The 23,526-nt window shown below is 63.7% G+C and carries 19 protein-coding genes; 12 read left to right on the top strand and 7 right to left on the bottom strand.

The window, feature by feature from the left end:
* Positions 1-9: 9 nt before the first annotated feature.
* Positions 10-225 carry a hypothetical protein gene (locus OIK40_RS04880; protein ID WP_273676695.1) on the top strand — a complete coding sequence of 72 codons (216 nt, stop codon included), beginning with the start codon at positions 10-12 and terminating at the stop codon, positions 223-225.
* Positions 222-1,022 (top strand): universal stress protein, encoded by an 801-nt coding sequence (locus OIK40_RS04885; RefSeq protein ID WP_273676697.1) that lies wholly within the window; start codon positions 222-224, stop codon positions 1,020-1,022. Before OIK40_RS04880 ends, OIK40_RS04885 begins: the two co-directional genes overlap by 4 nt.
* Positions 1,023-1,099: 77 nt before the next feature.
* Here the strand turns inward: OIK40_RS04885 and OIK40_RS04890 are convergent, their stop codons facing one another.
* The 3 genes from OIK40_RS04890 to OIK40_RS04900 all read right to left on the bottom strand — a co-directional run bounded on the left by OIK40_RS04890 (position 1,100) and on the right by OIK40_RS04900 (position 4,448).
* A complete protein-coding gene (locus tag OIK40_RS04890) occupies positions 1,100-1,753 on the bottom strand; it encodes a BON domain-containing protein (RefSeq protein WP_273676698.1) in 654 nt (217 codons plus the stop codon).
* Positions 1,754-1,879: 126 nt separating this feature from the next.
* Complete coding sequence (locus OIK40_RS04895) at positions 1,880-2,533, bottom strand: response regulator transcription factor (RefSeq protein ID WP_273676699.1); 654 nt, start codon at positions 2,531-2,533, stop codon at positions 1,880-1,882.
* 7 nt (positions 2,534-2,540) lie between these two features.
* Entirely contained in the window at positions 2,541-4,448 is a 1,908-nt protein-coding gene (locus OIK40_RS04900; protein WP_273676700.1) for a PAS domain S-box protein, read from the bottom strand.
* Positions 4,449-4,657: 209 nt separating this feature from the next.
* Here OIK40_RS04900 and OIK40_RS04905 point away from each other — a divergent pair, with 209 nt between their 5' ends.
* A complete protein-coding gene (locus OIK40_RS04905) occupies positions 4,658-5,236 on the top strand; it encodes a CC0125/CC1285 family lipoprotein (RefSeq protein ID WP_273676702.1) in 579 nt (192 codons plus the stop codon).
* An 11-nt stretch (positions 5,237-5,247) separates the two neighbouring features.
* On the opposite strand, the gene OIK40_RS04910 is transcribed toward OIK40_RS04905, so the two are convergent.
* Positions 5,248-5,913 (bottom strand): phosphoribosyltransferase, encoded by a 666-nt coding sequence (locus tag OIK40_RS04910; RefSeq protein WP_273676703.1) that lies wholly within the window; start codon positions 5,911-5,913, stop codon positions 5,248-5,250.
* A gap of 320 nt (positions 5,914-6,233) precedes the next feature.
* On the opposite strand from OIK40_RS04910, the gene OIK40_RS04915 reads away from it, so the two are divergent.
* Positions 6,234-6,680 carry a response regulator gene (locus OIK40_RS04915; RefSeq protein ID WP_273676705.1) on the top strand — a complete coding sequence of 149 codons (447 nt, stop codon included), beginning with the start codon at positions 6,234-6,236 and terminating at the stop codon, positions 6,678-6,680.
* On the opposite strand, the gene OIK40_RS04920 is transcribed toward OIK40_RS04915, so the two are convergent.
* Positions 6,677-7,132 (bottom strand): baeRF12 domain-containing protein, encoded by a 456-nt coding sequence (locus OIK40_RS04920; protein ID WP_273676706.1) that lies wholly within the window; start codon positions 7,130-7,132, stop codon positions 6,677-6,679. The genes OIK40_RS04915 and OIK40_RS04920 overlap by 4 nt on opposite strands.
* A 231-nt stretch (positions 7,133-7,363) precedes the next feature.
* Here OIK40_RS04920 and OIK40_RS04925 point away from each other — a divergent pair, with 231 nt between their 5' ends.
* Positions 7,364-8,257: an ABC transporter ATP-binding protein gene (locus OIK40_RS04925; protein ID WP_273676707.1), complete on the top strand. Its 894-nt coding sequence runs from the start codon at positions 7,364-7,366 to the stop codon at positions 8,255-8,257.
* A gap of 14 nt (positions 8,258-8,271) precedes the next feature.
* Positions 8,272-11,868 carry an ABC transporter permease/M1 family aminopeptidase gene (locus OIK40_RS04930; protein WP_273676708.1) on the top strand — a complete coding sequence of 1,199 codons (3,597 nt, stop codon included), beginning with the start codon at positions 8,272-8,274 and terminating at the stop codon, positions 11,866-11,868.
* A 10-nt stretch (positions 11,869-11,878) separates the two neighbouring features.
* Here the strand turns inward: OIK40_RS04930 and OIK40_RS04935 are convergent, their stop codons facing one another.
* On the bottom strand, positions 11,879-13,210 hold the full coding sequence (locus OIK40_RS04935; RefSeq protein ID WP_273676710.1) for a sigma-54-dependent transcriptional regulator: 1,332 nt from the start codon (positions 13,208-13,210) through the stop codon (positions 11,879-11,881).
* The gene (locus OIK40_RS04940) at positions 13,207-14,886 is read right to left on the bottom strand and encodes a sensor histidine kinase (RefSeq protein ID WP_273676712.1); all 1,680 of its coding nucleotides are present in this window, start codon (positions 14,884-14,886) and stop codon (positions 13,207-13,209) included. Before OIK40_RS04940 ends, OIK40_RS04935 begins: the two co-directional genes overlap by 4 nt.
* Before the next feature lie 216 nt (positions 14,887-15,102).
* On the opposite strand from OIK40_RS04940, the gene OIK40_RS04945 reads away from it, so the two are divergent.
* From OIK40_RS04945 to OIK40_RS04970, 6 genes are all read left to right on the top strand, one after another.
* Entirely contained in the window at positions 15,103-16,491 is a 1,389-nt protein-coding gene (locus OIK40_RS04945) for a dicarboxylate/amino acid:cation symporter (protein WP_273676713.1), read from the top strand.
* Positions 16,488-17,450 carry an alpha/beta hydrolase gene (locus OIK40_RS04950; protein ID WP_273676715.1) on the top strand — a complete coding sequence of 321 codons (963 nt, stop codon included), beginning with the start codon at positions 16,488-16,490 and terminating at the stop codon, positions 17,448-17,450. The genes OIK40_RS04945 and OIK40_RS04950 overlap by 4 nt, the downstream gene beginning before the upstream one ends.
* 2 nt (positions 17,451-17,452) lie before the next feature.
* Positions 17,453-20,518, top strand: a complete 3,066-nt coding sequence (locus tag OIK40_RS04955) for a TonB-dependent receptor domain-containing protein (protein ID WP_273676716.1) — start codon at positions 17,453-17,455, stop codon at positions 20,516-20,518.
* Complete coding sequence (locus OIK40_RS04960; RefSeq protein ID WP_273676718.1) at positions 20,518-21,696, top strand: M14 family metallopeptidase; 1,179 nt, start codon at positions 20,518-20,520, stop codon at positions 21,694-21,696. The genes OIK40_RS04955 and OIK40_RS04960 overlap by 1 nt, the downstream gene beginning before the upstream one ends.
* Before the next feature lie 275 nt (positions 21,697-21,971).
* The gene (locus OIK40_RS04965; protein WP_273676720.1) at positions 21,972-23,141 is read left to right on the top strand and encodes a hypothetical protein; all 1,170 of its coding nucleotides are present in this window, start codon (positions 21,972-21,974) and stop codon (positions 23,139-23,141) included.
* 13 nt (positions 23,142-23,154) lie between these two features.
* The gene (locus tag OIK40_RS04970; protein ID WP_273676721.1) at positions 23,155-23,520 is read left to right on the top strand and encodes an ArsR/SmtB family transcription factor; all 366 of its coding nucleotides are present in this window, start codon (positions 23,155-23,157) and stop codon (positions 23,518-23,520) included.
* Positions 23,521-23,526: the final 6 nt, after the last annotated feature.

Below are 23,526 nucleotides of genomic sequence, written 5' to 3' on the forward strand. Positions count from 1 at the left end.
GTAGGCGGGATGCCACCGCAGCGGCCCGACCGGATCGCGTCCGATGAGCCGCCCGGTATCGTGCCGCTGCCCGACGAGCCCCCGCCGCCAGACCTGCCCGAAACCGAGCCGCTACCGCCCGATACGGACCAGCCAGGCCGCGCTCCCGACGAATTTCCCGTCCCGCAGGAAAGCCCGTCTTTCCGGCGGGGCTACCTCTGCATCAACAGGAGGAATGCCGCATGAAGAACATCCTGCTTTTGGTCCATGACGATCCCGGCCAGGAATCCCGCTTGCAGGTCGCGCTTGATGTGACGCGGGCTGTCGGCGGGCATCTCGAATGTCTTGAGGTGCGCGATTTGCCGATGCTGGCGCTCGGCAATTACGCGGGCGGCGCGGAAGCACTGGCGCTGGCCGAGGTCGAACGGGCTCAGCGCGCCTTGCGTGTGGCGATTGAGCAGCGGCTGGGTGGCGAGGATGTGCCATGGTCGTTCGGTCAGAGCTTCGACCGGCCGGTGGATGCGCTTTCGCGTGGTGCCGATCTGGCCGATCTGATCGTGTTGTCGGCGCGGCTGGCGGACGAAGACACGGACGGTGGCGATGCCAGTCCGCAGCCCCTGCCGCTCAGATCCGGAAGGCCGCTGCTGGCGGTGCCGCCTGCTGTCCGCGGTCTGGCGCTCGACAAGCCGGCACTGGTGGCGTGGGATGGCTCCGGCCCCTCGATCGAGGCGGTGCGTGCCGCCGTGCCGCTGCTACGCCATGCGGCAGGGGTGGTGGTGCTAGAAGTCGATCCTCCTTCGGGGGTAATGCCGATGGAGGATATCGCCACCTATCTTTCGCGCCACGGGATAGTGCCCGAACTGGTCGAGCGGCGCAGCGATGACACTATTGCCGCCGTGCTGCGCGACCATGTCCGCGCGATTGATGCCGGAATGCTGGTGATGGGCGCTTATGGTGCGGGCAAGCTGGCGCAGTCGATCTTCGGCGGCGTGACCCGGACGATGCTATCCACGAGCACGGTGCCGCTGCTGCTGGCGCATTGACTGCCAGATGAAAATTGGGTCGGCGGTCTGTGCCTCTGGACCGCCGACCCACGCCCTTGAACCGGGCGAACCCGCATTCAGCCGATTACGATACGATCCTCCACCTGCGTCACGCCGGGTGCGGCCCAGGCGGCCTGTTCGGCCAGCTGCCGTTCGTGCCATGCTTTGACCGTGCCGCCGAGGGTGACTTTGTGGCCGCTGGTGGCAATCGTGACGGAGGCCGCGTCCAGCCCGGCCTGACGCTTGAATGCGTCCTCGATCCGCTCGCGGATGTCGGGGATGCTCGCCTTGATGCTGATCGCGATATTGTTCGAAACGCCGGTCACACCTGACACCTTGCCCGCCGCCCGTGCGGCCTCGTCGCTCTGGTAACGCCATTCGACTTCGCCCGTCAGGCTGACCCATCCGCGCTCGACCGCGACCTTGATACGGTCTTCGGGAATCAGGACATCATAGGCAAAGATATCAAGGATCCGTTTGGCGATTTCGTGATCCGCAGTCTTGCGGTCCGAGGGATAGCGGACCTTGATCTGGTCGGCGATCGCTCGCACGCCTTCGACTCGCATCGCCGCGCGTTCGGCCGCAGTCTTTTCGGCATAGCTTTTGACATAGCCGTTCAGCGCCACCACGCCGTCGATCACCGATACGCCGATATCCGCGTGATCAATGCTGGGTTCCCAAGCGAGCTCATCCAGCACGTCGCGCTGAAGCTCGCTGTCGGTTTTGTGCATTGCCTGTCTCCCTATCACATCGCTGGGGCAGGCAGAGCGGCAAACCGTCGCGCGAGCGCCCGCCCGCTGTCTATTCTTGCTATTTCAGGGACGCGGGCGGGATGCGGAATTGTCCGGAAGCGCGCCTTACTCCTGCGGGTGCTCCCGGACGATAAGCGTGTGGGATTCGAGCCATTGGCGCTCCGATCCCAGTCCGGCGGCAAAGGCGATACGCAAGGCATCGGCAAAGCTGTTCACGCCGAGTTTTTCCATCAGGTTGGCGCGATAGACTTCCACCGTGCGGGCGCTGATGCCGAGATCATAGGCGATGGTCTTGTTCGGGTAACCGCAGGCGAGGCCGTCAAGCACCTCCTGTTCGCGCGCGGTAAGCCGGCCAAGCTGGGTCTTGGCCCACTCTGCGCGATTGCGCTGATCTTCGCTGTTATCCATCGAAGCGAATGCGTTGGCGACCGATTCCAGCACGTGCTGCCGGTCCGCCGGTTTCTGCAGGAAATCCACCGCACCGGCCTGCATCGCCTGCACTGCCATCCCGATATCGCCATGGCCGGACAGGATGATGACGGGGAAATTGAAACCTTGCGCCTTCATTTCCAGTTGCAGGGCAAGTCCGTCCATCCCCGGCATGCGAATGTCGAGCATGGCGCAGGCCGGTACCATCTTGTCGGCTCCCTTGAGAAACGCCTCGGCGCTGTCCCAGCGCTGAACCGCGTATCCCGCATGCGTAAGCAGGAAGTCGAGCGACCGTCGCACGCCCTCGTCATCGTCCACAATGTGGATCATCCGCAGTTCATTCGGCATCATCGCTCTCCTCTGCATATTGCGGAAGCGTGAAGACGAAAGCCGCCCCTCCGCCGGGCGCGGGTTCGTACCAGATTGTCCCTCCGTGGGCCTCGATGATGGAACGGCAAATGGGCAATCCCAATCCCATGCCTTCGGACTTGGTTGTGTTGAACGGCTCGAACAGCCGCTTGACCCGATCAGGCGATATTCCGGGCCCCGTATCGATCACGGTGAAGCGCATCTGATCCGGTTGCGCCACAACCCGGACGACAACCCTGCCATCGGCATCGACTGCCTGGATCGCGTTCTTCACGAGGTTGAGGATCACCTGCTGGATCTGGACCCGGTCAACCAGAATCGGCGGCATGCCGGGTGTCGTGCACTCGACTGCGCAGGCGATATTGCGATAACGCGCGCCGGCCGCTTCGAAATAGATGGCGTCCTCGGCGAGCTTGCAAGGCTCCTCAAGCGTCTTTTCCAGTTCACCGCGCGACAGGAAGACCCGCAGGCGGCGCAGGATGTCGCCCGCCCTCAGGGTTTCCCGGCCTGCGTCCTCCAGCGCTTCCGCCAGAACCATGCGGCTGGCCGGATCGCCTTTCTTGAGGATATCTGCCGCGGTCTGGACGATATTCGCCACCGCCATCAGCGGCTGGTTGAGTTCGTGCGCGATCGTGCTCGCCAGCGTGCCCATTTCGTGGACGCGCGACATGTGCGCAAGTTCGCGCTGCAATTCCTCGAGCTTGGCTTGCGTCGCTTCCTCGTCGCTCAGATCCTGCATGAAGCCTGCTATCATGCGCTGTCCGCCGCCGATGGCTTCGGCGATCTGGAGTGCGTGCGGGAATTCCGTGCCGTCCTTGCGCTGCCCGATCAGGCGACGCTTGCGGCCCATCACCCGGCTTTCACCGCTGCGGCGATAGTGGCTCATGTAGGCATCATGCGCCGCACGATCGCGTTCGGGCATCAGCATCGAAACCGAGCGTCCCATTACCTCGCGGGCTTCGTAACCGAACATCTCCTCGGCTGCCTTGCTGAACAGCAGGATGCGGCCTTCGATGTCGATGACGACCAATGCATCCGGAATCGTCTGCATGATGGCGCGCAACAGCACTGTGTTGGCTTCAAGCGAGCGCGCCTGAAATTCCTCGTTGCTTACATCGCGCAGGATCTGTCCAAAGCCGCTGGGGAGCAGATCATCGCCCTCGATCCGCGAAATCATCACGTCGGCGCGAAAACGGACGCCGTCCTTGCGCACCCGCCATACGCGGTCGCTGAAAGTTCCGTTGCGGCGCGCCAGTTCGAGCTGCTGCAGCGGTACACCCTGCTCCCGCTCCTCCGGATCGAACAGGAACTCATAGGTCTGGCCCAGCGCTTCGGCCTCGCTCCAGCCGGACAGGCGTTCGGCCCCCGAATTCCAGATCGTCACCTTGCCTTCCTCGTCGAGCATGCAAAGCGCGAAGCCTTCGGCATTGTCGACGAACAGCGACAATTCCTTTCGCAGCACCTTGGAACGCAGGGTCTGTTCCATCTCGGCGGTGACATTCTCGCACACCAGCATCGCGCCGCGCACATTGCCGCGCGTGTCGCGCCATGGACCGACATGCGAACGGAACCATGTTTTGCGTGCGTCGGGCACGTTCGGAGCGGCAGGTTCGCTGGAGAAGATTTCGCCGGCAATCGCCCGTTCGAGATAGCCGCGCAGCAATTCGCAGCCGTTGGTGAACAAATCACTGCAATCGCGACCGACAGGGTCGCCGGCAGCGAAAGGGAATTGGCTGAGCCAGCGTGCATTGACCATCACGCAGCGCAGATCCGCATCGAACAACGCTATTGCGGCCGGGATCTGGTCGATAAGCGGACCGGCCAGCCGGGTATAGGGCACCCGCCCTTGATGATCGCCTGAATCCCCCAGTTTCATCTGCCTCCCGATCACCAAGCTTAGTCGAGGTTCCGGACATGCACCAGAGATACCGGGTGCGCATGAAGCGGCATCCGTAAATATACGGAAGGACACGAACTGATCGCGCCATTCCTTCCGACACCTATTCGGGAATTACCGGATTTCGCGCTGGTCCATGCCCGCCAACATCGGCTCCGGGATCGTGACCCGTAGAAAAGGGACGTGCGATGAAACAGTTCATTGGGCCGGCATTGTTGGCCTGTGCCGCAGTAGTACTGACCAATTGTTCGCAGGCGACGCCGTACCAGCCCGAATCCGCTTCAAGCGCGATCCATGGCGGATATTCGCACGAACAGATTGCCCCCGACCTGTTCCGCGTGCGTTTCCACGGCAATTCGCTGACCTCTCGCGAAACGGTCGAGGCCTATCTGCTCTATCGCGCAGCCGAACTTACGGTCGAACAGGGCGGGACCTGGTTCAGGCTGCTGGACCGCGAAACCGAACACACCGTCACCCGCGAGATCCGCCGCGATCCGCTCTATCGCCCCTGGTATGGCACCAATTACGGCTATTGGTTGCCATACTGGAGTTATCGGGTGCGTGGCGGCGGCTGGCTCTATTACGATCCCTGGCATGCCGATCCGTTCTGGGCCGACCGGTTCGACAGCCGCGAGATCGAGGAATTCGAGGCAAGCGCCGATATCAGGATCGGGCGCGGCCCTGTCCCGACCGATGATACGCGGGTTTATGATGCGCGCCGAGTGATGGCCGATATCGGGCCGCGGGTGGTGCGGCCCAAGGGCTGACGGCCTAGCCGTCAGCCCTCCGCCTGCTTGCGCGCCAGCGCAAGCAGGCGGATCACCTCGGCATCGGTGGTTTGCGAAAAATCGCGGTAATGCTGGCCTACCGACAGGAAGGGTTCGGGCATGGCGAGCACCACCATCTCGTCGCAGAGCGGTTGCAGACGTCGGAATGTGTCGCGCGCGGCGACCGGCACACCTGCCACCAATCGTGCTGCTCCGGCCATGCGCGCGCCGCGGATGGCCGCGGTAATGGTCGCGCCGGTGGCAATCCCGTCATCCACGATGATCACCGTCCGCCCGGCAATGTGCGGCTTGTGCCGTTTTCCGACATAAGCATGACGGCGTCGTTCCAGCTCCGCGATCTGCGCGCGCTTTTCCTGCTCGAGATAGACGTTGCCCGGCGCGAACAGCTTGCTCGTTTCCGGATTGAGCACAAGTTGCGGTTCTTCCCCGTCGACCACCGCGCCGATCGCGAATTCGCTATTGCCCGGCGCGCCGAGCTTGCGCACCATTAGCAGATCAAGCTCCGCGTCGAGCGCGGTGGCAATTTCGAATGCCACGGGCACACCGCCCCGCGGCAGGGCAAGTACCAGCGGATTATCGGCCTGAAGATGCATCAACTGCGCGGCCAGCAGCTTGCCCGCCGTTCTGCGGTCGGCAAGGGGGAGCGGCGTTGTCATGCGCCGCTCCGTAATCCTTGTCGGCGACCCAACGAGCCGGCTTCCTGCACTTCGAACAGGCGACTACCGGCCCCGGGGCAAAGGACGTCGTTATGGCGGAGCAATTGCGAGCACATGGACAGGGCGACTTCGTTGTTTTCCTGAAAAATCTGCATGAGGACACGGCCTGCTGTGTGAATATGCTCCAACCGTGCGGCTTCGCGCACTTGGGTTAACTACGAGGCGTCGGCCGGAATGTTACAGGCCCAGTGGTTCGACGCTGCCATAAAGGGTCGTTGCGAGCGGCCACTCCAACGCCAGTTATCCGTCGGGATGATGCCTTGGCGGCGTTGCATCCGGAGAATTGCGGGGCGCAGCCGCTATGCGCCGTCGTCAAACTGCGCGGCAGGAAGGGGAAGATTCGGATGCCGCACGCGCTCATCATTGACGAGAACATCGCCATCAGTCGGGCGATCAAACACTATCTGGCGGGGCTTGGTTTCGGCTCCTTCGATCTGACCTGGACCGAACAGCAGGCATTGGCGGCGGCGCGGCGGTGCAAGCCCGACCTTATCGTCATCGGCGACGACATCGAATTCGGTTGTGTCATGCGTGCGGCGAGGCGCATTTCGGGCGATGGCAGCATCCCGGTGCTGATGGTGAGCGGCGATCCGGCCCGCGCCTCGGGCAAGCTGACGCGCGCCAGCAGCTATGAAGGCCCGTTCCGGATAAACCAGATTGAGGAAGCCGTAGACCTCGCCCTGAATGGCCGTGCTGGATTAAACTAGCGCGCGGCCGGGAACTCAGCCAGAGCGAGATAGTCGGTGATGTCCCCAACCGTCATCGCTGTGAGATCCTTGTCGAATTCGGTCAGCAGCAGCTTGGTGATGTCCTGCGGGTAATGCTGCCTGAGATGCCCGAGCGACACCGGATCGGCGGCAATGATGATGCCCGGCGTGTCCTTCGTCACATGGCTTTCCAGCGCGGCGGAGGCGGAGGCGAGAAATGCGCGCTCACGCTCCGCGTGTGGATCGCGGTTGTCATAGGCGCTGCGCGCAGGCGAATGGCTTTCGAAGGCGCGCCCCGGCGCATCGGCAAACAGGTCGCGATTGGCCGGAGCGGGATTGTCGCGGTGCTCGATCACCGCAAGCTTGGGCGAAACCGCATCGCCGTCATTGCGCATCAGCATCATCCGGCCACCGTCGGCAACCAGTACGAGAACATCTTTCGGCAGGATCATTTGCGTTTCCCCATGACAGCAAGGCCCGAACATGATCGGCCGGCTGACAGCACTCTGCCGCTCCCGGGTTCTGCGCGCGCTCCGTAATTGCACTGATCCCAACTGCCGTGATCAGATCGCGACCGTTCAACGGTGCGTCACTCGATGAACGGCATGCGTCATCCTGCGAAGGGTGCTTTCGCTTGCCGAGACAGGCGTTAAGCTGGACGCTCGCAGCACAGGGGGACCATCATGCTCGAACTCGCCGGCGTCAGCCACGTCTATCCCAACGGCACGCGTGCGCTCGACAATGTCACTTTGTCGATCCCGCGCGGAATGTTCGGGCTGCTGGGGCCGAACGGCGCTGGGAAATCTACCCTGATGCGCACCATCGCCGGGCTGCAAGCCCCGACGTCGGGCAGCATCCGTTTCGGCGATATCGACGTGCTGGCCGAACCCGACATGCTGCGCCGTACCCTCGGCTATCTGCCGCAAGATTTCGGTGTCTACCCGCGCATCTCGGCCTACCGGATGCTCGATCACATGGCGGTTCTGAAGGGTGTCGGGAACGCGGGCGAGCGGCGCGAGCTTGTCGAACACCTGCTCAACCAGACCAACCTGTGGGCAGTGCGCGGCAAGGCGATTGCCGGCTTTTCGGGCGGGATGCGTCAGCGTTTCGGTATCGCGCAGGCGCTGATTGGCAATCCCGAACTGATCATTGTCGACGAACCGACGGCAGGCCTCGATCCGGAAGAACGCAACCGCTTTCTCAACCTTCTGGCCGGGATCGGCGAGAACGTAGTGGTGATCCTGTCGACCCATATCGTCGACGACGTGGCCGATCTGTGCCCGCGTATGGCGGTGCTTGCTGCCGGACGGGTGCAGCTGGAAGGTTCTCCGCGCGAACTGATCGGCTCCATCGCCGGGCGTGTCTGGCAACGCACCATCCCGCACACCGGTCTGGCCGAAATGCAGGCTGCCCACGAGGTTATCTCGCACCGCTTCTTCGCGGGCGAAATTATCGTTCATGTGCTGGCCGACAGCCAGCCCGAAGGCTTTGCGCCGGTCGTCGGCGGGCTTGAGGACGTCTATTTCGCAACGCTGGCGGAAACCCGCCGCCCTGCCACCGCCGCTGCCGCGGCTTGAGAGGAGCGCGCCCCATGCTGACCGCTTCGCTCGCGGCGTTTGAACTGCGTTACCAGCTCCGCAATCCCGTATTCTGGGTATCGGTCGCGATATTCTTCCTGCTCGGCTTCGGCATTTCCGCCAGCGCCAATGTCAGCATCGGCACGCCCGGCGCGGTGCACGAGAATTCGCCCTATGCCGTCACCATCGCAACCGCGCTGTTGGGGTTGTTCTACCTGTTTGTGATCACCTCCTTCGTCGCCAATGCGGTGGTGCGGGACGATACGACCGGCTTCGGTCCGATGATCCGCGCCACCCCCGTGGGGCGTTCGAGTTTCCTGGCCGGACGCTTCCTTGGCGGGCTGGGGATAGCGACGCTTGGGTATACGGCGGTGCCGCTCGGCATCGCGATCGGATCGGCCATGCCGTGGGTCGATCCCGAGACAGTCGGCCCCGGGGGTTTTGTCACCTATGCCTGGCCGTTCCTGGTCATTGCCATTCCCAATCTGATCCTGTCCTCGGCGCTGCTGTTCAGCCTCGCGACGATGACCCGGTCGATGCTGGCGAGCTATATCGGGGTGCTGATCCTTGTGATGGGTTATCTCGCCGTCAACGTGGTGCTGTCGGCGAAGCCCGAATATCAGGACGCGGTCGCCCGGTTCGAGCCGCTGGCCGTGGGCGCTATCGGCGAGGTGTCGCGGTATTGGACCGCAGCGGACATGAACACCCGGCTGATCCCGCTTGAGGGTAACCTGCTGATCAACCGCGCGCTGGCGCTGGTATGGAGTGCGCTGTTTCTCGCCGTCGCCTGGTGGCGTTTCAGCATGACCGAGCGCGCCCCTTCGCGCTGGCGCCAGCGGCGGCTTGCCAAGCAGGCCCGTCGCACGGCCAAGGCGGAGACTGCGCTCCCGCAGGCGCTCGCGGGGCCTGTACACCGCAGCTTCGGGGCAAGCCATGCCGCGCGCAGCTTCTGGCGGCGACTGAAGATAGAGACGCTGCTGGTTGTGAAGAGCCCGGGGCTGATCGTCCTGTTGCTGATCGCGCTCGCCTTCACCACGCTCAACCTTGCCCTCTCGCAGACCTCCTACGGCACTGCCTCCTATCCGCTGACCGCCGATGTCGTGACCACGGTTATCGGCAGCATGAGCCTGTTCACGCTGATTGTTTCGGTGTTCTACGGCGGAGAGCTGGTGTGGCGGGAACGCGACGTGAAAATCAACGAGATCATCGACGCGACTCCGGCCCCCGGCTGGGCCATGTTCATTCCCAAGATCCTCGCAATCTTCGTCGTGCTGCTGGCGATGTCGCTGGCCGGGATGCTTGCGGGCCTGATCTACCAGGCGGTGCTGGGGGCAAAGAGCATCGATCTCGGGCTCTATCTCGTCTCCTACGTCATGCCGCAGAGCATCGATCTGCTGCTGATCGCGGTGCTGGCGGTGTTCTTCCAGGTCCTCAGCCCCAACAAATATGTGGGCTGGGGGGTGATGCTGGTGTGGTTCGTCAGCCGTATCTTCCTGAGCAATCTCGGCTATTCGAACATGCTCTACATGTTCGGCGGCGGCCCGGGCGAGCCGCTGTCCGACATGAACGGCACCGGCGGTTTCTGGGTCGGCGGGCTGATCGCACGGGCTTACTGGGGCGCGTTCGGCGTGCTTCTGCTGGTGCTGGCGCATTGGGCCTGGCCGCGCGGCACGGTGGTGGCGGTGCTGCCGCGGCTGAAGCGGATGGGCAAGCGCATGACGCTTGCCTCGGGCAGTGTCGCGCTGGCGGCAGTGGGCGGAATGATCGGCACGGGGCTGGTCATCCATCACAATATCAAAGTGCTGAATGAATATCAGACCGCCGACGAGCGCGAGGCGCAAACCGCCGAGTTCGAGCGCAAATATCTCAAATACGAAAAGCTGCCCCGCCCGGTAGTGACCGACGTCGCCTTTGATGTTGCGATCTTCCCGGACGAACGCCGGATGACCGTGACAGGGCATTATGACCTGCGCAACGACACCAATGCTCCGATTGCCGAAGTGCATGTACGGCAGGGCGATTCCTCGGTCGAATTTACCCGACTGGTGCTGGCCGGAGCGGCGCTTGCCAGCCATGACAAGACTCACGGCTATCGCATCTATCGCTTCGACACGCCGCTGGCGCCGGGGGGCACTACGCGGCTCGACTTTGCCTCGCAGGTCTGGCGGCGCGGCTTTGCCAATCGGTCGGCGGCGACCGACATTGTCGACAACGGCACCTTCGTGAACAACTTCACCTTTGCGCCGATCATCGGAATGGACCGCCGCGGATTGCTGCAGGACCGCACCGTGCGGCGGCGGCAGGGGCTGCCCGACGAGCTGCGCACGGCGAAGCTCGAGGACACCGCGGCACAGCGCGAAAACTATATCCATGCCGACTGGGTCAATTCGCGCATCACCATCAGCACATCGGCGGATCAGGCGCCGATCGCGCCGGGCAACAAGCTTTCCGACGAAGTGCGGGGCGATCGCCGCATCGCGGTGTTCCGAAGCCCGGCGCCGATCCTCAACTTCTTCTCGGTGCAATCGGCCCGCTATGCCGAGGCGACCGACCGCTTCGGCGATATCGAGCTGGCGGTCTACCACGATCCGCGCCACGACTGGAACGTGCCGGCGATGCTGAAGGCTATGAAGGCGTCGCTGGGCTATTACACCGCCAATTTCGGCCCCTACCAGTTCGGCTATGCGCGGATCATCGAATTTCCGGGCTATGCCAGCTTCGCTCAGGCCTTTGCCGGGACGATGCCCTATTCTGAAAGCATCGGCTTTGCCGCGGATGTGCGCGATCCGGACACGATCGATTACGTGTCCTACGTTACCGCGCATGAACTGGGGCACCAGTACTGGGCGCACCAGATCGTTGGCGGGGACATGCAGGGATCGACCCTGCTTTCGGAAACGCTGGCGCAATACAGCGCGCTGATGGTGATGAAAGAGCTCTATGGCGAGGACAAGATCCGCCGCTTCCTCAAATACGAGCTCGACCAGTATCTGGCAGGACGCAAGGGCGATGTGCTGGGTGAACAGCCGCTGCTGCGGGTCGAGAACCAAGGGTATATCCATTACCGCAAGGGCAGCCTCGTGATGTATCTGCTTCAGGACCGGATGGGAGAGGAGGCTGTGAATCGCGCGCTGGCACGGCTGGTGGCCCGATACCGCTTCAAGGGCGCACCCTATCCGCGCAGCGTCGATCTTGTAGCCGAGCTCCGCAAGGAAGCGACCACGCCCGAACAACAGGCGCTGATCAATGACTTGTTCGAAAAGATCACGATCTACGACCTCAAGGCAAAACAGGCTGTTACCAAGCAGTTGGCAAACGGGCGCTGGAGCACCCGCATCACGATCGACGCGGGCAAGTTTACCGCCGATGCCAAAGGCAAGGAGACGCCCGCGAAGCTGGCTGAAAGCATCGAGGTGGGCCTCTTCACGGCGCGACCCGGACAAGGCTCATTCGACAAGGCGGACGTCTTGTCGATGGAACGCAGGCCGGTTCGCGTCGGTGAACAGGTGGTAGAGGTCGTCAGCGACAAGAAGCCGCTTTTCGCCGGGGTCGATCCGTACAACTTCTACATCGACCGCGATTCCGACGACAACATCGTAGCGGTGGAATAACCGGGGCCGATCAGCGGAAACGGGACGGCTTGAGGTCGTATTTCGCCAGCTTGTCGTAGATCGTCTTGCGCGGGGTCTGTAGCATGTCCTGCACCCGCGCCATATCGCCTTCGCATTGTCTCAGCGCGTCCTCTAGTACAGTACGCTCGAAATCGGCGACGATCTGGTGCAGCGGCCGCTGTCCGGCCAGCGGGTGCGCGGAGGCATGCATGTCCGACAGGCCCAATACGAAGGCGCGGGCATAGGCGCTGAGTTCATGAAGATTGCCGGGCCAGTCATGCGACTGGACATGCCGCCACTGCACCTCGCCGATCGGCGGCGCGGAAAGTTCCAGCGTGCGTGCGTGGCGGGCCACGAAAAGGCGGAAGATTTCGGCCACATCCTCGCGCCGTTCACTCAAGGGAGGAAAGGCGACCTGCACCGCGCCCAGCCGGTGCCATAGCGGATCGCCGGCGGCTTCTGTTCCATCATCCGCCAGCCGCGCGATGATGATGCGGATATTGAGCTGGCGCGCGCGCGTCGCGCCGATCGGCAGAACCTGACGCTTTTCCACCAGCGAGGCCAGCCGTGCCGTCAGCAGCGGACTTGCTGCAGCGATATCGTCGAGGAACAAAGTCCCGCCATTGGCGCGCTCGGCCATCCCGGTGCGTGACAGCCCGCCCCCCGATGCCGTGGATCCCGGGTCGCGACCGAACAGCAGCAGTTCGGCATCCTCGTGAGCGAGAATTCCGGCATCGACTGCCACGAAGGGGCGGGCGCGGCGCGAACTCAAATCGTGGATTAGACGTGCAGCATGGCTCTTTCCCGTGCCGGGCGGCCCGGTCAGCACGACGTCGATTTCCGATCGAGCCACCCCTTCGATCACAGAACGCAGCCGTTCGGCTGCAGCCGAAGAGCCCGGGATCGCCTCGCTGGCACTGCGACCCGCTTCCTCGCGCAACCGGCGGTTCTCCAGCGCCAATGCGCGCCGCTCGTTCGCGGCCCGAACGGCGCGGATCAGGTCGGCCGAGGAATAGGGCTTCGTCAGAAAATCGGCTGCGCCGTTCTTCATCGCCTCGACCGCCATTGCAATGTCGCCGTGCCCGGTGGTCAGGATCACCGGCAGTTCGGGGTCGATTTCTCGCAGCCGCGCAAAGAAGGCGATCCCGTCGATCCCGGGCATCCGCACGTCGCTGACCACCACGCCCGCGTAATCGGCGGTAAGCCAGGCCAGCGCGGCGCGGGCATCGGGAAAAGCCGTTACCTGCGCACCCTCCAGCGTGAGCGCCTGCATGGTGGCATCGCGCAGCGGCGGGTCATCCTCGACCAAAGCGACTTGGAGGGGCGGGGCGATGCTGTTCATGCTGCGGGCATGACCATGGTGAAGCGGGCACCGCCGACGGTGTCTTCGTGCAGCAGATCGCCGCCAAGCTGGCGCATGATGTCGCGTGCTATCGCTAGACCCAGGCCGATGCCTTCGGTCTTGCTGGTCACGAATGGCTGGAACAGCGTGTCACGCAAAGCAGGGGGCACACCCGGCCCATTGTCCGTGATGCTGAGGCGGACAGTCTGACCATCGGTTTCGATTGTCAGCGCGACCTGTCCGTTCTCCTCGCAGGCCTGCACCGCGTTCTGCAGCAGATTGACCAGCACCTGTTCCAACTGGACATGACGCGCGCGGACGATCGCGGCAGCAGTCGCTTCTGGGTCGGGTAGGGACAGGGCGATACCCTTGTGGCGGATCTGGTCGCGCAGCAGCAGCAAAGAGCCGTCGATCACGGCGGCGAGCGCGATGTCGCGCGGCTCCTCGGCCGAACGGCGGCTGAACTGTAGCTGTTCCTCCGTGATCTCGCCGATCCGTCCCGCCAGTCCGGCGATGCGGGCGAAGTTTTCTCCCGCCTCTGCGCTTCTGTCGGCGGCGAGCAGGCGTTCACCGTTCTCGGCATATACCCGCATGGCGGCAAGCGGCTGGCGTATTTCATGGCCCAAGCCTGCAGTGATCTGGCCGAGCGTGGCGAGCCGGTTGGCTTGCTGCAATTGTTCGCGCAGTGTTGCGGTTTGCGCCGCGATTTCGGCGGCAGCGCGCGCCTGGCGCTGACGCCGCCAGACGAGGGCGCCCCCGCCGCCCAAGGCGAGCAATGCCAGCACGATCACCCCCGCAAGCCGCCCGTTGGCGATCGCGACAGACAGGCGCGGGGCGGGATCGGATAGCAAGTGCAATTCCCAGCCAACCGGAGCGATGGGCTGGATCTTTTCGATCATCCGCAACGGAGAGGCGTTCTCGCCGCCGCCGGGCAGATTGATTGGTTTGGGCTCGGCCACGCCGAAACGCATCGCATCGCGTGCCGGGTCGCGGCTGGCGGTGTCCGGATTGTCGGTTGTTGCCGAACGAAACCGCCATTCGGGATTGCTAGCGAGCAGCACGATCCCTCCGGCATCGGTCACGAATACGCCATCCTCCGCATCGCGCCACTTGCGTTCGAGACTGTCGAATTCAACCTTTACCGCCACCACTCCGAGCGCGCGCGTCCCCGGGCCAACCCGCTCGGCGAGATACAGCCCCGGACGGCGGCTGACCGTGCCCAGCGCGAATTCGGCGAAAGTGCCATCACGCAGCGCGCCGCTGAAATAGTCGCGGAAACCGTAGTTCGAACCGATGAAGCTATCGGGCCGGTCCCAATTGCTGGCTGCGAGCGTCAGGCCATCGGCATCCATCAGGTAAATCGCGGCGGCATCGGTCTGCCTAGCCAAGGCCGCGAGGCGGCGGTTGAGAACGTCTCGCTGGCTGCGGTCGCCGGCAAGCAGTGCAGCGACTTCGGGATCGGTCGCGAGCACGCGCGGGACGAGGGTGAATTTGTTGAGCTCGCTTTCCAGACCTGCGGCAAGGATTGCGGCCTGGCTGGTGGCGGCAGCGCGGGTCTCCTCCAGCGCACGGACCCGCATCGCGCGATCAAGGCCAAGCATCGCGAGCGACGCCAGCAGAACGACAGCCACCATCGCAATCGCTATCAGATACCAGCGGCCCAGCCTGCCCTGCATGATGCGCGCGTTCCTCCTCCCTTTGCGACCTGCGTTGTGCGCATTTCCGCACCCGGGGCAAGAAATTTGTGCGGATTTCCGCACAACTATGATGGTTGTTTGGTGTAACCCTCTGATTTTCAGTCTTCCGTTCCGATGAAGCGATAAGCTTGCGGATTGCCGCGGCGAGCCTGATTCTTTGTCCGGAGAGTTGAGAGCCGGGGGAACCAGCGACCGATGGGTTCGCACACAACCATTACGCCGCAAGCGGTTGCCGCACCGGCAAGGAAGCCGCTTTATCGCCAGCTTTATGTGCAGGTGCTTGCGGCAATCGCGCTGGGGGCGCTGATCGGGCATTTCGCGCCCGAATTCGGCACCTCGCTCAAACCGCTGGGCGACGGTTTCATCAAGCTGGTCAAGATGATCATCGCGCCGGTGATCTTCCTTACCGTCGCGACCGGTATCGCCGGCATGAGCGACATGAAGGCAGTCGGCTCGGTTGCGGGCAAGGCCTTTGCCTACTTTCTGTTCTTCTCGACCCTTGCGCTGATCATCGGTCTTGTCGTCGCCAATGTCGTGCGTCCGGGCGAAGGGCTGAACATCGATCCCGCAACGCTCGATGCGTCTGCCGTCGCAGGCTATGCCAAGACCGCCGAAGCCCAGTCGATCAGCGGCTTCCTGCTCAATATCATCCCTGAGACCCTGTTCAGCGCCGTTACGGAAGGAAACATCCTCCAGGTGCTGCTGGTCGCAATCCTGGCGGGCGTGTCGATTGCTGCGACACGCCCGCACAGCGATCTGGTGACAGACGTGCTGTCCTCGTTCAGCGAGGTCGTTTTCAAGCTTGTTCACATGCTGATGAAGTTCGCGCCGATCGGCGCCTTCGGCGCGATTGCCTTTACTATCGGCGAATTCGGGCTCGGATCGCTCGCCAGCCTCGCTGCACTGATCGCGACCTTCTATGTGACGTCGCTGCTGTTCGTGTTCGTGGTGCTGGGATTGGTCGGCTGGTTCAACGGGTTTTCGATCTTCGCGCTGATCCGCTACCTGCGCGAGGAATTGCTGTTGGTGCTCGGCACATCCTCGTCCGAGGCTGCGCTGCCAAGCCTGATGGAGAAAATGGAGATTGCCGGTTGCCGCAAGGCGGTGGTCGGGATGGTTGTGCCGACCGGCTATTCGTTCAATCTCGACGGCACCAATATTTACATGACTCTGGCCGCGCTGTTCATCGCGCAGGCGCTGGGTATCGATCTGTCGCTGTCCGAACAGCTCGCGCTGGTGCTGGTCGCGATGGTCAGCTCCAAGGGGGCTGCCGGGGTAACGGGCGCGGGCTTCGTTATCCTTGCGGCCACGCTTTCGGTGGTGCCGAGCGTGCCGGTGGCGGGCATGGCGCTGATCCTTGGTATCGACCGCTTCATGAGCGAGTGCCGCGCACTCACTAATTTCATCGGCAATGCGGTGGCGACCATCGTCGTCGCCCGGTGGGAGAACGGGCTCGATCGCGAACGGTTGGCCGCGGCGATGACGGGCGCGCCGATGGAATTGCCCGAAGAAGATATCGAACGTCACGAGCGCAGCGGGCCGGTGAGCGAGAAGATCGCTCAGGTGCTGGAGAAGACCCCGTGATCGCGCGGCGTAACTTGCTGTCGGCGGGCGCGGCGTTGGCGCTGTTTGCTGGAGCGGCGCCGCTGGTGCCTGCGGCGCTGGCCGAAAGCGCGCCAGAAGAAATTCTGCTGTGGCCCGGCCACCCACCGGGCAGCGGGAATGTGTCGGGGCCGGAAAAGATCGGCGGTCCGGGCGCGGGCTTCGGCGCGGTGTCGAATGTCTCTACGCCGCGGATGCGCGTCTACCGTCCGGCCCAGCCCAATGGCGCGGCGGTGCTGGTGGCAGGCGGTGGCGGCTATTTCCGCATCCAGCTGTGGAAGGAAAGCACCCCCGCCGCCGAATGGCTGCAATCGCGCGGCTTCACCGTATTCGAACTGATCTATCGCCTGCCCAATGACGGTTGGGATTCGACTGCTCCATTCATGGACGCACAGCGGGCAATGAAGATCATCCGCGCCCGTGCTGGCGAATTCGGGGTCGATCCGGGCAGGATCGGGATCATGGGCTTTTCCGCGGGCGGGCACCTTGCCGGGTTCACCGCCTACCAGCCCGAACGTGCGCTCTATGCCGGAAACGATGCCTTCGAACAGGTCTCCGCCCGACCCGATTTCGCCGTGTTGCTGTTTCCGGTGGTGACACTGCGCAAGCCTTACGACACCACCCGCACCCGGCGCGAGATCGTCGGCGACAAGGCGACCGCGAAGGCAGAGGTTGAGTGGTCGCTCGATACCTGGGCGGGTAAGGACGCGCCGCCCACCATCATCTTCGCGTCCGCCGACGACAAGATCACGCCGCCGGGGCACGGCATTCTTTTGTTCGAAACTCTGGTCGCCGCCGGGGCGAGCGCGGAACTGCACCTGTTCCGCGACGGCGGGCATGGCTGGGGTCTGGGCAAACCCGATCAAGTCATCAGCCAATGGCCCGATTTGTTCGAGAATTGGGCAAAATCACTTCAAATTACTGAAAAACAGGGAGAATGACAATGTCGACTAGGCTTCTGGGCAGGCTTGCCCTGATGTGCGGAGGCAGCCTGATCGCCGCCACCGCAGTCCATGCACAAGACACCGCTTCGCCTGTCGCCGGGACGGAGGCGAGCGAGGACGCGCCGCGGGCGGAACGCGAGATTATCGTTACCGGTACCCAGATCCAGGGCGCCAAGATCAACGATGTGCTGCCGGTAACCGTGGTCGATGAAGTGGATATCCAGAACATCGCCGGGACGTCCGGTGACGACCTGTTCCGCGCCATTCCGCAGGCAGGCTCGGTCGCGTTCAACGAACAGAACGACGTCACCCAGAACAATGCCCGCGGCGACGTCGCCTCGGTCAACCTGCGTGACCTTGGCACCGGCAATACGCTGATGCTGATCAACGGGCGCCGCATGGTGCTTAACCCCGGGTTCCAGACCGAACTGCTGGTCCCTGTGGTCAGCGCCGATGCCAACGAAATCGCGCCGGGCAGCGTCCGGCGGCTCGAGGTGCTTCGCGACGGCGCTTCGGCGATCTATGGTGCCGACGCGGTGGCGGGCGTGGTCAACACTGTGCTGCGCGGCAACCGGACGGGCGGTTTCCTGGAAGGCGAATGGCGCGGTTCTGACGGGACCAGCCTCTACAGCATCCAGATGAACGGCGGCTACGGCTTCGATTTCGGCGGCGGACGCGGCAACTTCACTGTTTATGGCAGCTATTTCCATGAAAACGGTCTGCCGTCCTCGGCGCGGCCCTACTCCGCGGACGACAACAAGTTGCCACTGGTGGAAGGCACCGATTTCGAAGGCGATACGCAGTTCAACAACCGCAACACCTTCGGACCCTTCGGCCAGTTCGACATTCAGGCGCCGGCCAACCGCACGCCTATCCGCGATGACGACTTCTATCTCCAGCCGAGCACATTCGAAGGCTGCCGGCTCGACTTCGGCAATGGCCTTTGCGCGCGCGCCGGCACGACCCCGGCGCAGGAGGTGCGCTACAACCGCGCCTTCGGCACGACGCTGATCAGCGAAAAGACCCGCTACAACGCGATGGCGCTGCTGAGCTACGAGCTTAACAACAGCCTCGAGGCCTATTTCGAGGGCAGCTACTACCGCTCCGAAAGCAGCCGCAATATCACCCCGGCGGCGATCCTCAGCGCGGTGCCGGTGGGGATTTCGCGCAATGCCTATTGGAACCCCTTCGGCGCGACGACGCTGCCTGACGGTTCGCCCAACCCCAACCGCCTGCCCGGCACCACAATCGCGGCCGGCGGTGCGGACGTCATCATGGAGCGTTATCGCTTCGTGGATGTCGGCCCGCGGACCGTTGATGTCGACAAGGACACCTATCGCCTCGTCGCCGGTCTGCGCGGCAATTTCGGGTCGTGGGATTTCGATACGGGCTTCGTCTATTCCGAAGCCAGACTGACCGATCTTGAAGGCAACCGCGTTTCCCTGACGCTGATGCAGGATGCCATCAACCGCTCGACGCCGGATGCCTACAACCCGTTCAACGGCGGCTGCGTGACCGGCGACCCGGGGCAGGGCGATTGCACCCCCAATCCGCGGAGTTCGATCGATCCGTTTGTGATCGACGTGTTCCGCCGCGGCGGCACCACCCTGGCTCTCGCCGATTTCAAGGTCAGTAACAGCAGTCTGTTCGCGCTGCCGGGCGGCGATGTCGGCATCGCGGCGGGGATCGAATGGCGGCGTGAGACCTTCTTCGACGACCGTGATCCGCGCCTTGACGGCACGATCACTTGGACCGACAGCGTGACCGGCGTATTCAACGAAAGCGACGTCGCGGGCACCAGCCCCTCGCCCGATACCAGCGGTGCGCGGGAAGTCTGGTCGGCCTTTGCCGAGGCCTTTGTTCCGCTGGTGAGCGAGGACATGGACGTGCCGCTGATTGAGGCGCTCAGCCTCCAGCTTGCGGGCCGGATGGAGCATTTCGCCGACATCGACGAAACCGCGATTGTCCCGCGTGTTGCCGCGTCCTGGACCGTTATCCCCGGTGTCAGCTTCCGCGGTGCCTGGTCGCAGGGCTTCCGTGCGCCGAACCTCGTGCAGGTCAATGATGCGGGGACCACGCGTTCCAACACCCGCGACGACTTCGTGATCTGTCAGGCGCAGGTTGAAAAGGGCATCATCGACGATCTCGGTGTGTGTCCGGGGGCTGGTGTCATCAGCTTCCGTTCGGGCAGCGACAATCTTGCCCCGGAAGATAGCACCAGCATCAACCTTGGCATCGTGCTTGAACCGGCCTTCATTCCCGGCCTGACGCTCACGGCGGATTACTGGCGCGTAAAGCAGACCGGGCTGGTCGGCACCTTCGGCGATGACAATGCCATCGCGCTCGATCTGCTGCGGCGGCTTTCGGGCGGGGTGAACCCCAATGTCGTACGTGCCGATCCGACCCAGGAGGAGCTTGATCTGTTCGCTGGTACCAGCCTTGCCCCGGCAGGCGAGATCCTGTTCGTCAACGATCCCTATCTGAACCTCGACAGCCGCGTATCGAAGGGCTGGGACTTTGGGCTGTTCTACAACGTTCCCGATTTCGGCATGGGCAAGTTCCGCCTGCGCTTCAATGCGGCGCGACTGGAAAGCTTCGTCCAGTCGGCCGGGCCCGACGCGCAAGAACTGATCGATGCGGTTGCTACCGGCGCGCTGCCGCCCGAAGTCCGGATCGACGGGCTGGGCGAACTGCTCGAGATCGAAGGGCGGCCCAAGTGGCGCTTCAGCGGCTCGGTCAACTGGGGCAGTGGCCCGGTGGACGTGTCGCTTTTCGCGAATTACGTGGGCGAGGTGTGGAACACCAGCGTGAGCCGTGATGTGCCGATCGTGTCGGATGATCCGAACGCGAACTTCTATCGTGTCGACGACTTCCTGACCTTCAACACCGCGATCAGCTACACCATCAAGAACGACACCGCGCTTGATGGAACGCGGATCCGGTTCGGCATCAACAACCTGTTCGACAAGGATCCACCGCTGGCCGACGACACCTACGGCTATCTGAGCGCGCTGCATACGCCGCGTGGTCGGGTGTTCCGGGTGGAACTGCGCAAAGCGTTCTGATGAGGCGGGCGGTGCGGCTTACGGCGCTGCTGGCGCTGGCGACGGGGTTGGGTGCATGTGCGCATGTGCCGCCCCCGGAGCCGGACCAGCCGCCCGTCGCCGCAACCCCGGCTTGTCGCAGCGCTGCGGCGAGTCTTCATTTCGATTTTGTCGGCGCCGCGCCTTCGGCCTGTTCGGTCGAGGGCGCGCGTGCATTTGGCCTGCTGGTGACGCCCGAACATGCGCCGCCGATCAATCCCAGCCCGTGGTATGCTTTCCGCTACGAGGCGGAAGGGGGCGAACCGCTTGCGGTGACCCTTCGTTATCTCGGCGCGCAGCATCGCTATGCGCCGAAATGGAGCGACGGTGCAGGGGAGTGGCGCGATTTGCCGGTTGAACCGGAAGCGGACGGCAAGGGCGTCATTCTGCGCCTTCCGGCGGGTAAAGGACTGGTTGCCGCGCAGGAAATCCTGACGCCCGGAGATACCGCCAACGATCTGGCGCGCTGGAGCGCTGCCACGGGCGCGCAACCTTTCACTCTTGGCCTTTCGCATGACGGACGTCCGGTCGACGCCATCCGGCTGGGTCGCGCGGATGCGCCGCGGCTGGTAATCCTGCTTGGCCGCCAGCACCCTCCCGAAGTGACCGGGGCGATCGCGATGCGCGCTTTCGTCGATGCGCTGGCCGAACAGGCGGCTGATCTGGGCGATGTGCAGTTCCTGATCGTACCGATGCTCAACCCCGACGGCGTCACGCGTGGCCATTGGCGCGCCAATCGCGGCGCGAAGGATCTCAACCGCGACTGGGGGCTGTTCACCCAACCTGAAACCCGTGCCGTCAAGGCCTGGCTCGATGCTCTGCCGCAAGCGGTGCGTCCGGTGCTGATGGTGGATTTCCATTCGACCCGCGCCAATCTGTTCTATGTGCAAGGCCCGGACGAAGCCAGCGCTGCCCAGCAGCGGTTCCGTGCAGCATGGTTGGATGGCCGCGAAAGCGCGCTACCGGGCTATCCCTTCACGATCGAGCCGCGCAACGCCAATCCCGGCAGCGGCACGGCGAAGAACTGGTTCTTCGAGAATTTCGCTATCCCGGCCTATACCTACGAGGTGGCCGATGATGCCGACCGCGTCGGCACCCGCGCCGCCGCGCGCGCGCTGGCGGACAGCCTGATCCCGGCGCTGGACACGCTAGAGCGCTGAATACCGCCGTGGCGGTGCCATCAGGCCGATTGCGCATCTTTTCTGTCATGCATCAATGTAGCGCTTAAGCGCTTCTGCGGCGCCTTCGGCTACGTCGCGAGATCGATGGTATGGCCGCTGCTGCCTCGAGCTGACCCCGGCAGCAAACCGACTGATCGGGGCCGGAAATGCATATCTATAAAATAGAATAGTTTTGAAGATATATTGAATTTTTCAGACAAAGGATGCTCGTCTAGACAGCCGCCTCGTAACCGCAAATGCGAAAGGGCTGAGCCATGGATAGAGCCAATCACAAGCCGGAATCCTTGACCCTTGCAGCGGGCCGCCCCGCGGCTTCGGCGGGTGCGCAGGCTCGTCCGTCGCTGCGTCTGATTTCCACTGGCCTGCGTCTTGCCGAGCCGGTTGTGCCCGCCGATGCTGCTTGGGCCGATGCTTTTGCGCGGCTGCTGGGCTGGCTTGGAATCGATGTCGAGGCGGTCGAATTGCCGCGCGCCACCGGTCTACGCAAGGTTGCCGGCTGGGCACGGGCTGCCGCTGCCGGCGCCGCTGCACCGCAGTTTGCGCCGTGGCAGGCGATTTCGCCCGTGGCGCTACAAAACGCAGGCAGCAGCGAATTGCCGCGTGCCGACTGGACGGTCAGCTACCTGTTCGATCACGGACAAGGCAGCGCCGCGCGCGGGGCGTCGATCGATCTGGCGCTTATGTCTCCCCACCCGGCACGCTGCGAGGCCGAGGAAGCGGGCGATCCGCCGGTGACGCGCCCCGCCATACTGGAAGCCATGATCCGTGCAGCGCGGGACGAGGGCCGCGAGCATATTGTGATCATTGCCGCCGCTCGCCAGCGTAATGCGCTGGCCCGTCAGCTTCTGCTGATCGATCGGGCGCTAACCCGCGAAGGGCTGGAGCTCGAAATCCTGGCCGTGGAACAGGCTTTGCCTGCGTTGATGGTGCCCCGTCCGCGCTGGGATGCACTGATTGTGATGCCCGAATTGCGCAGCATCGTGTTCACGCTGCTGGCCGAGGCGAGCGAGGTGCGCGCGCCGTGGCCGATGCTGTGGCACGATGCCCGCGGGCCGGTGCTGGTGGCCAGCGAGGCACTGGGCGAGGCCGGTGCGCGTCTGTCGCTTGATGCCGTGGCGCTGGTGCAGGCGCTGGCGCTGACCTTGCAGCATGCCGGCATGAATTCTGCCGCGCGGCGCCTGCATGAAAGCAGCGCCAGGCTGCGCGACAGCGGGACTGTTACCGCCTCGCGCGGCTCGCCCGCGCCCTATGTCACCCAGGTCGACGATGCACAGTTCGTGCAACTGGTTTGCGCAGGTCTTCCGGCGGGCGGCCGTGCCGTGCCACAATGGCGTGCGCTGGGTGATGTTGTTTCCGGGGGAACCGGGCGCGAAGATATGCGTCTTTATATCGTCGCGTCCGGTTCCTCTTCCTCCTCTTCGTGAAAGGTCGCCTCCCATGCCAAGCCGCAAGATAGTCGCAAACGAGCTGGCCAACGTGCTGCGCCAGATTTCCCATCCCGACCGTATCCGTCTGCTGCTCAAGCTTCAGACCGGCGATCTGACGGTGAATGAACTGGCCGAAACGCTGGAAATTCCGGCCACCCGCGTGTCACAGCATCTCGGCGTGCTACGCGCGATCGCGCTGGTCGAAACCGAGGCGCAGGCCCAGAAGCGGGTCTATCGTCTGAGCCAGCCGGAGCTTGCCCTGTGGCTGATCGACGGCATCGACTTTATCGCCCACCGGCTCGGCCGGGCCAGCGCCAAGGACATCGAGATGGCCAAGGAGCTGTGGCACCAGGAAGCATCGGAAACGGTGATCTGAACCCGC

It is taken from the genome of Erythrobacter fulvus, from assembly GCF_028595285.1.
Taxonomy (GTDB): domain Bacteria; phylum Pseudomonadota; class Alphaproteobacteria; order Sphingomonadales; family Sphingomonadaceae; genus Erythrobacter; species Erythrobacter fulvus.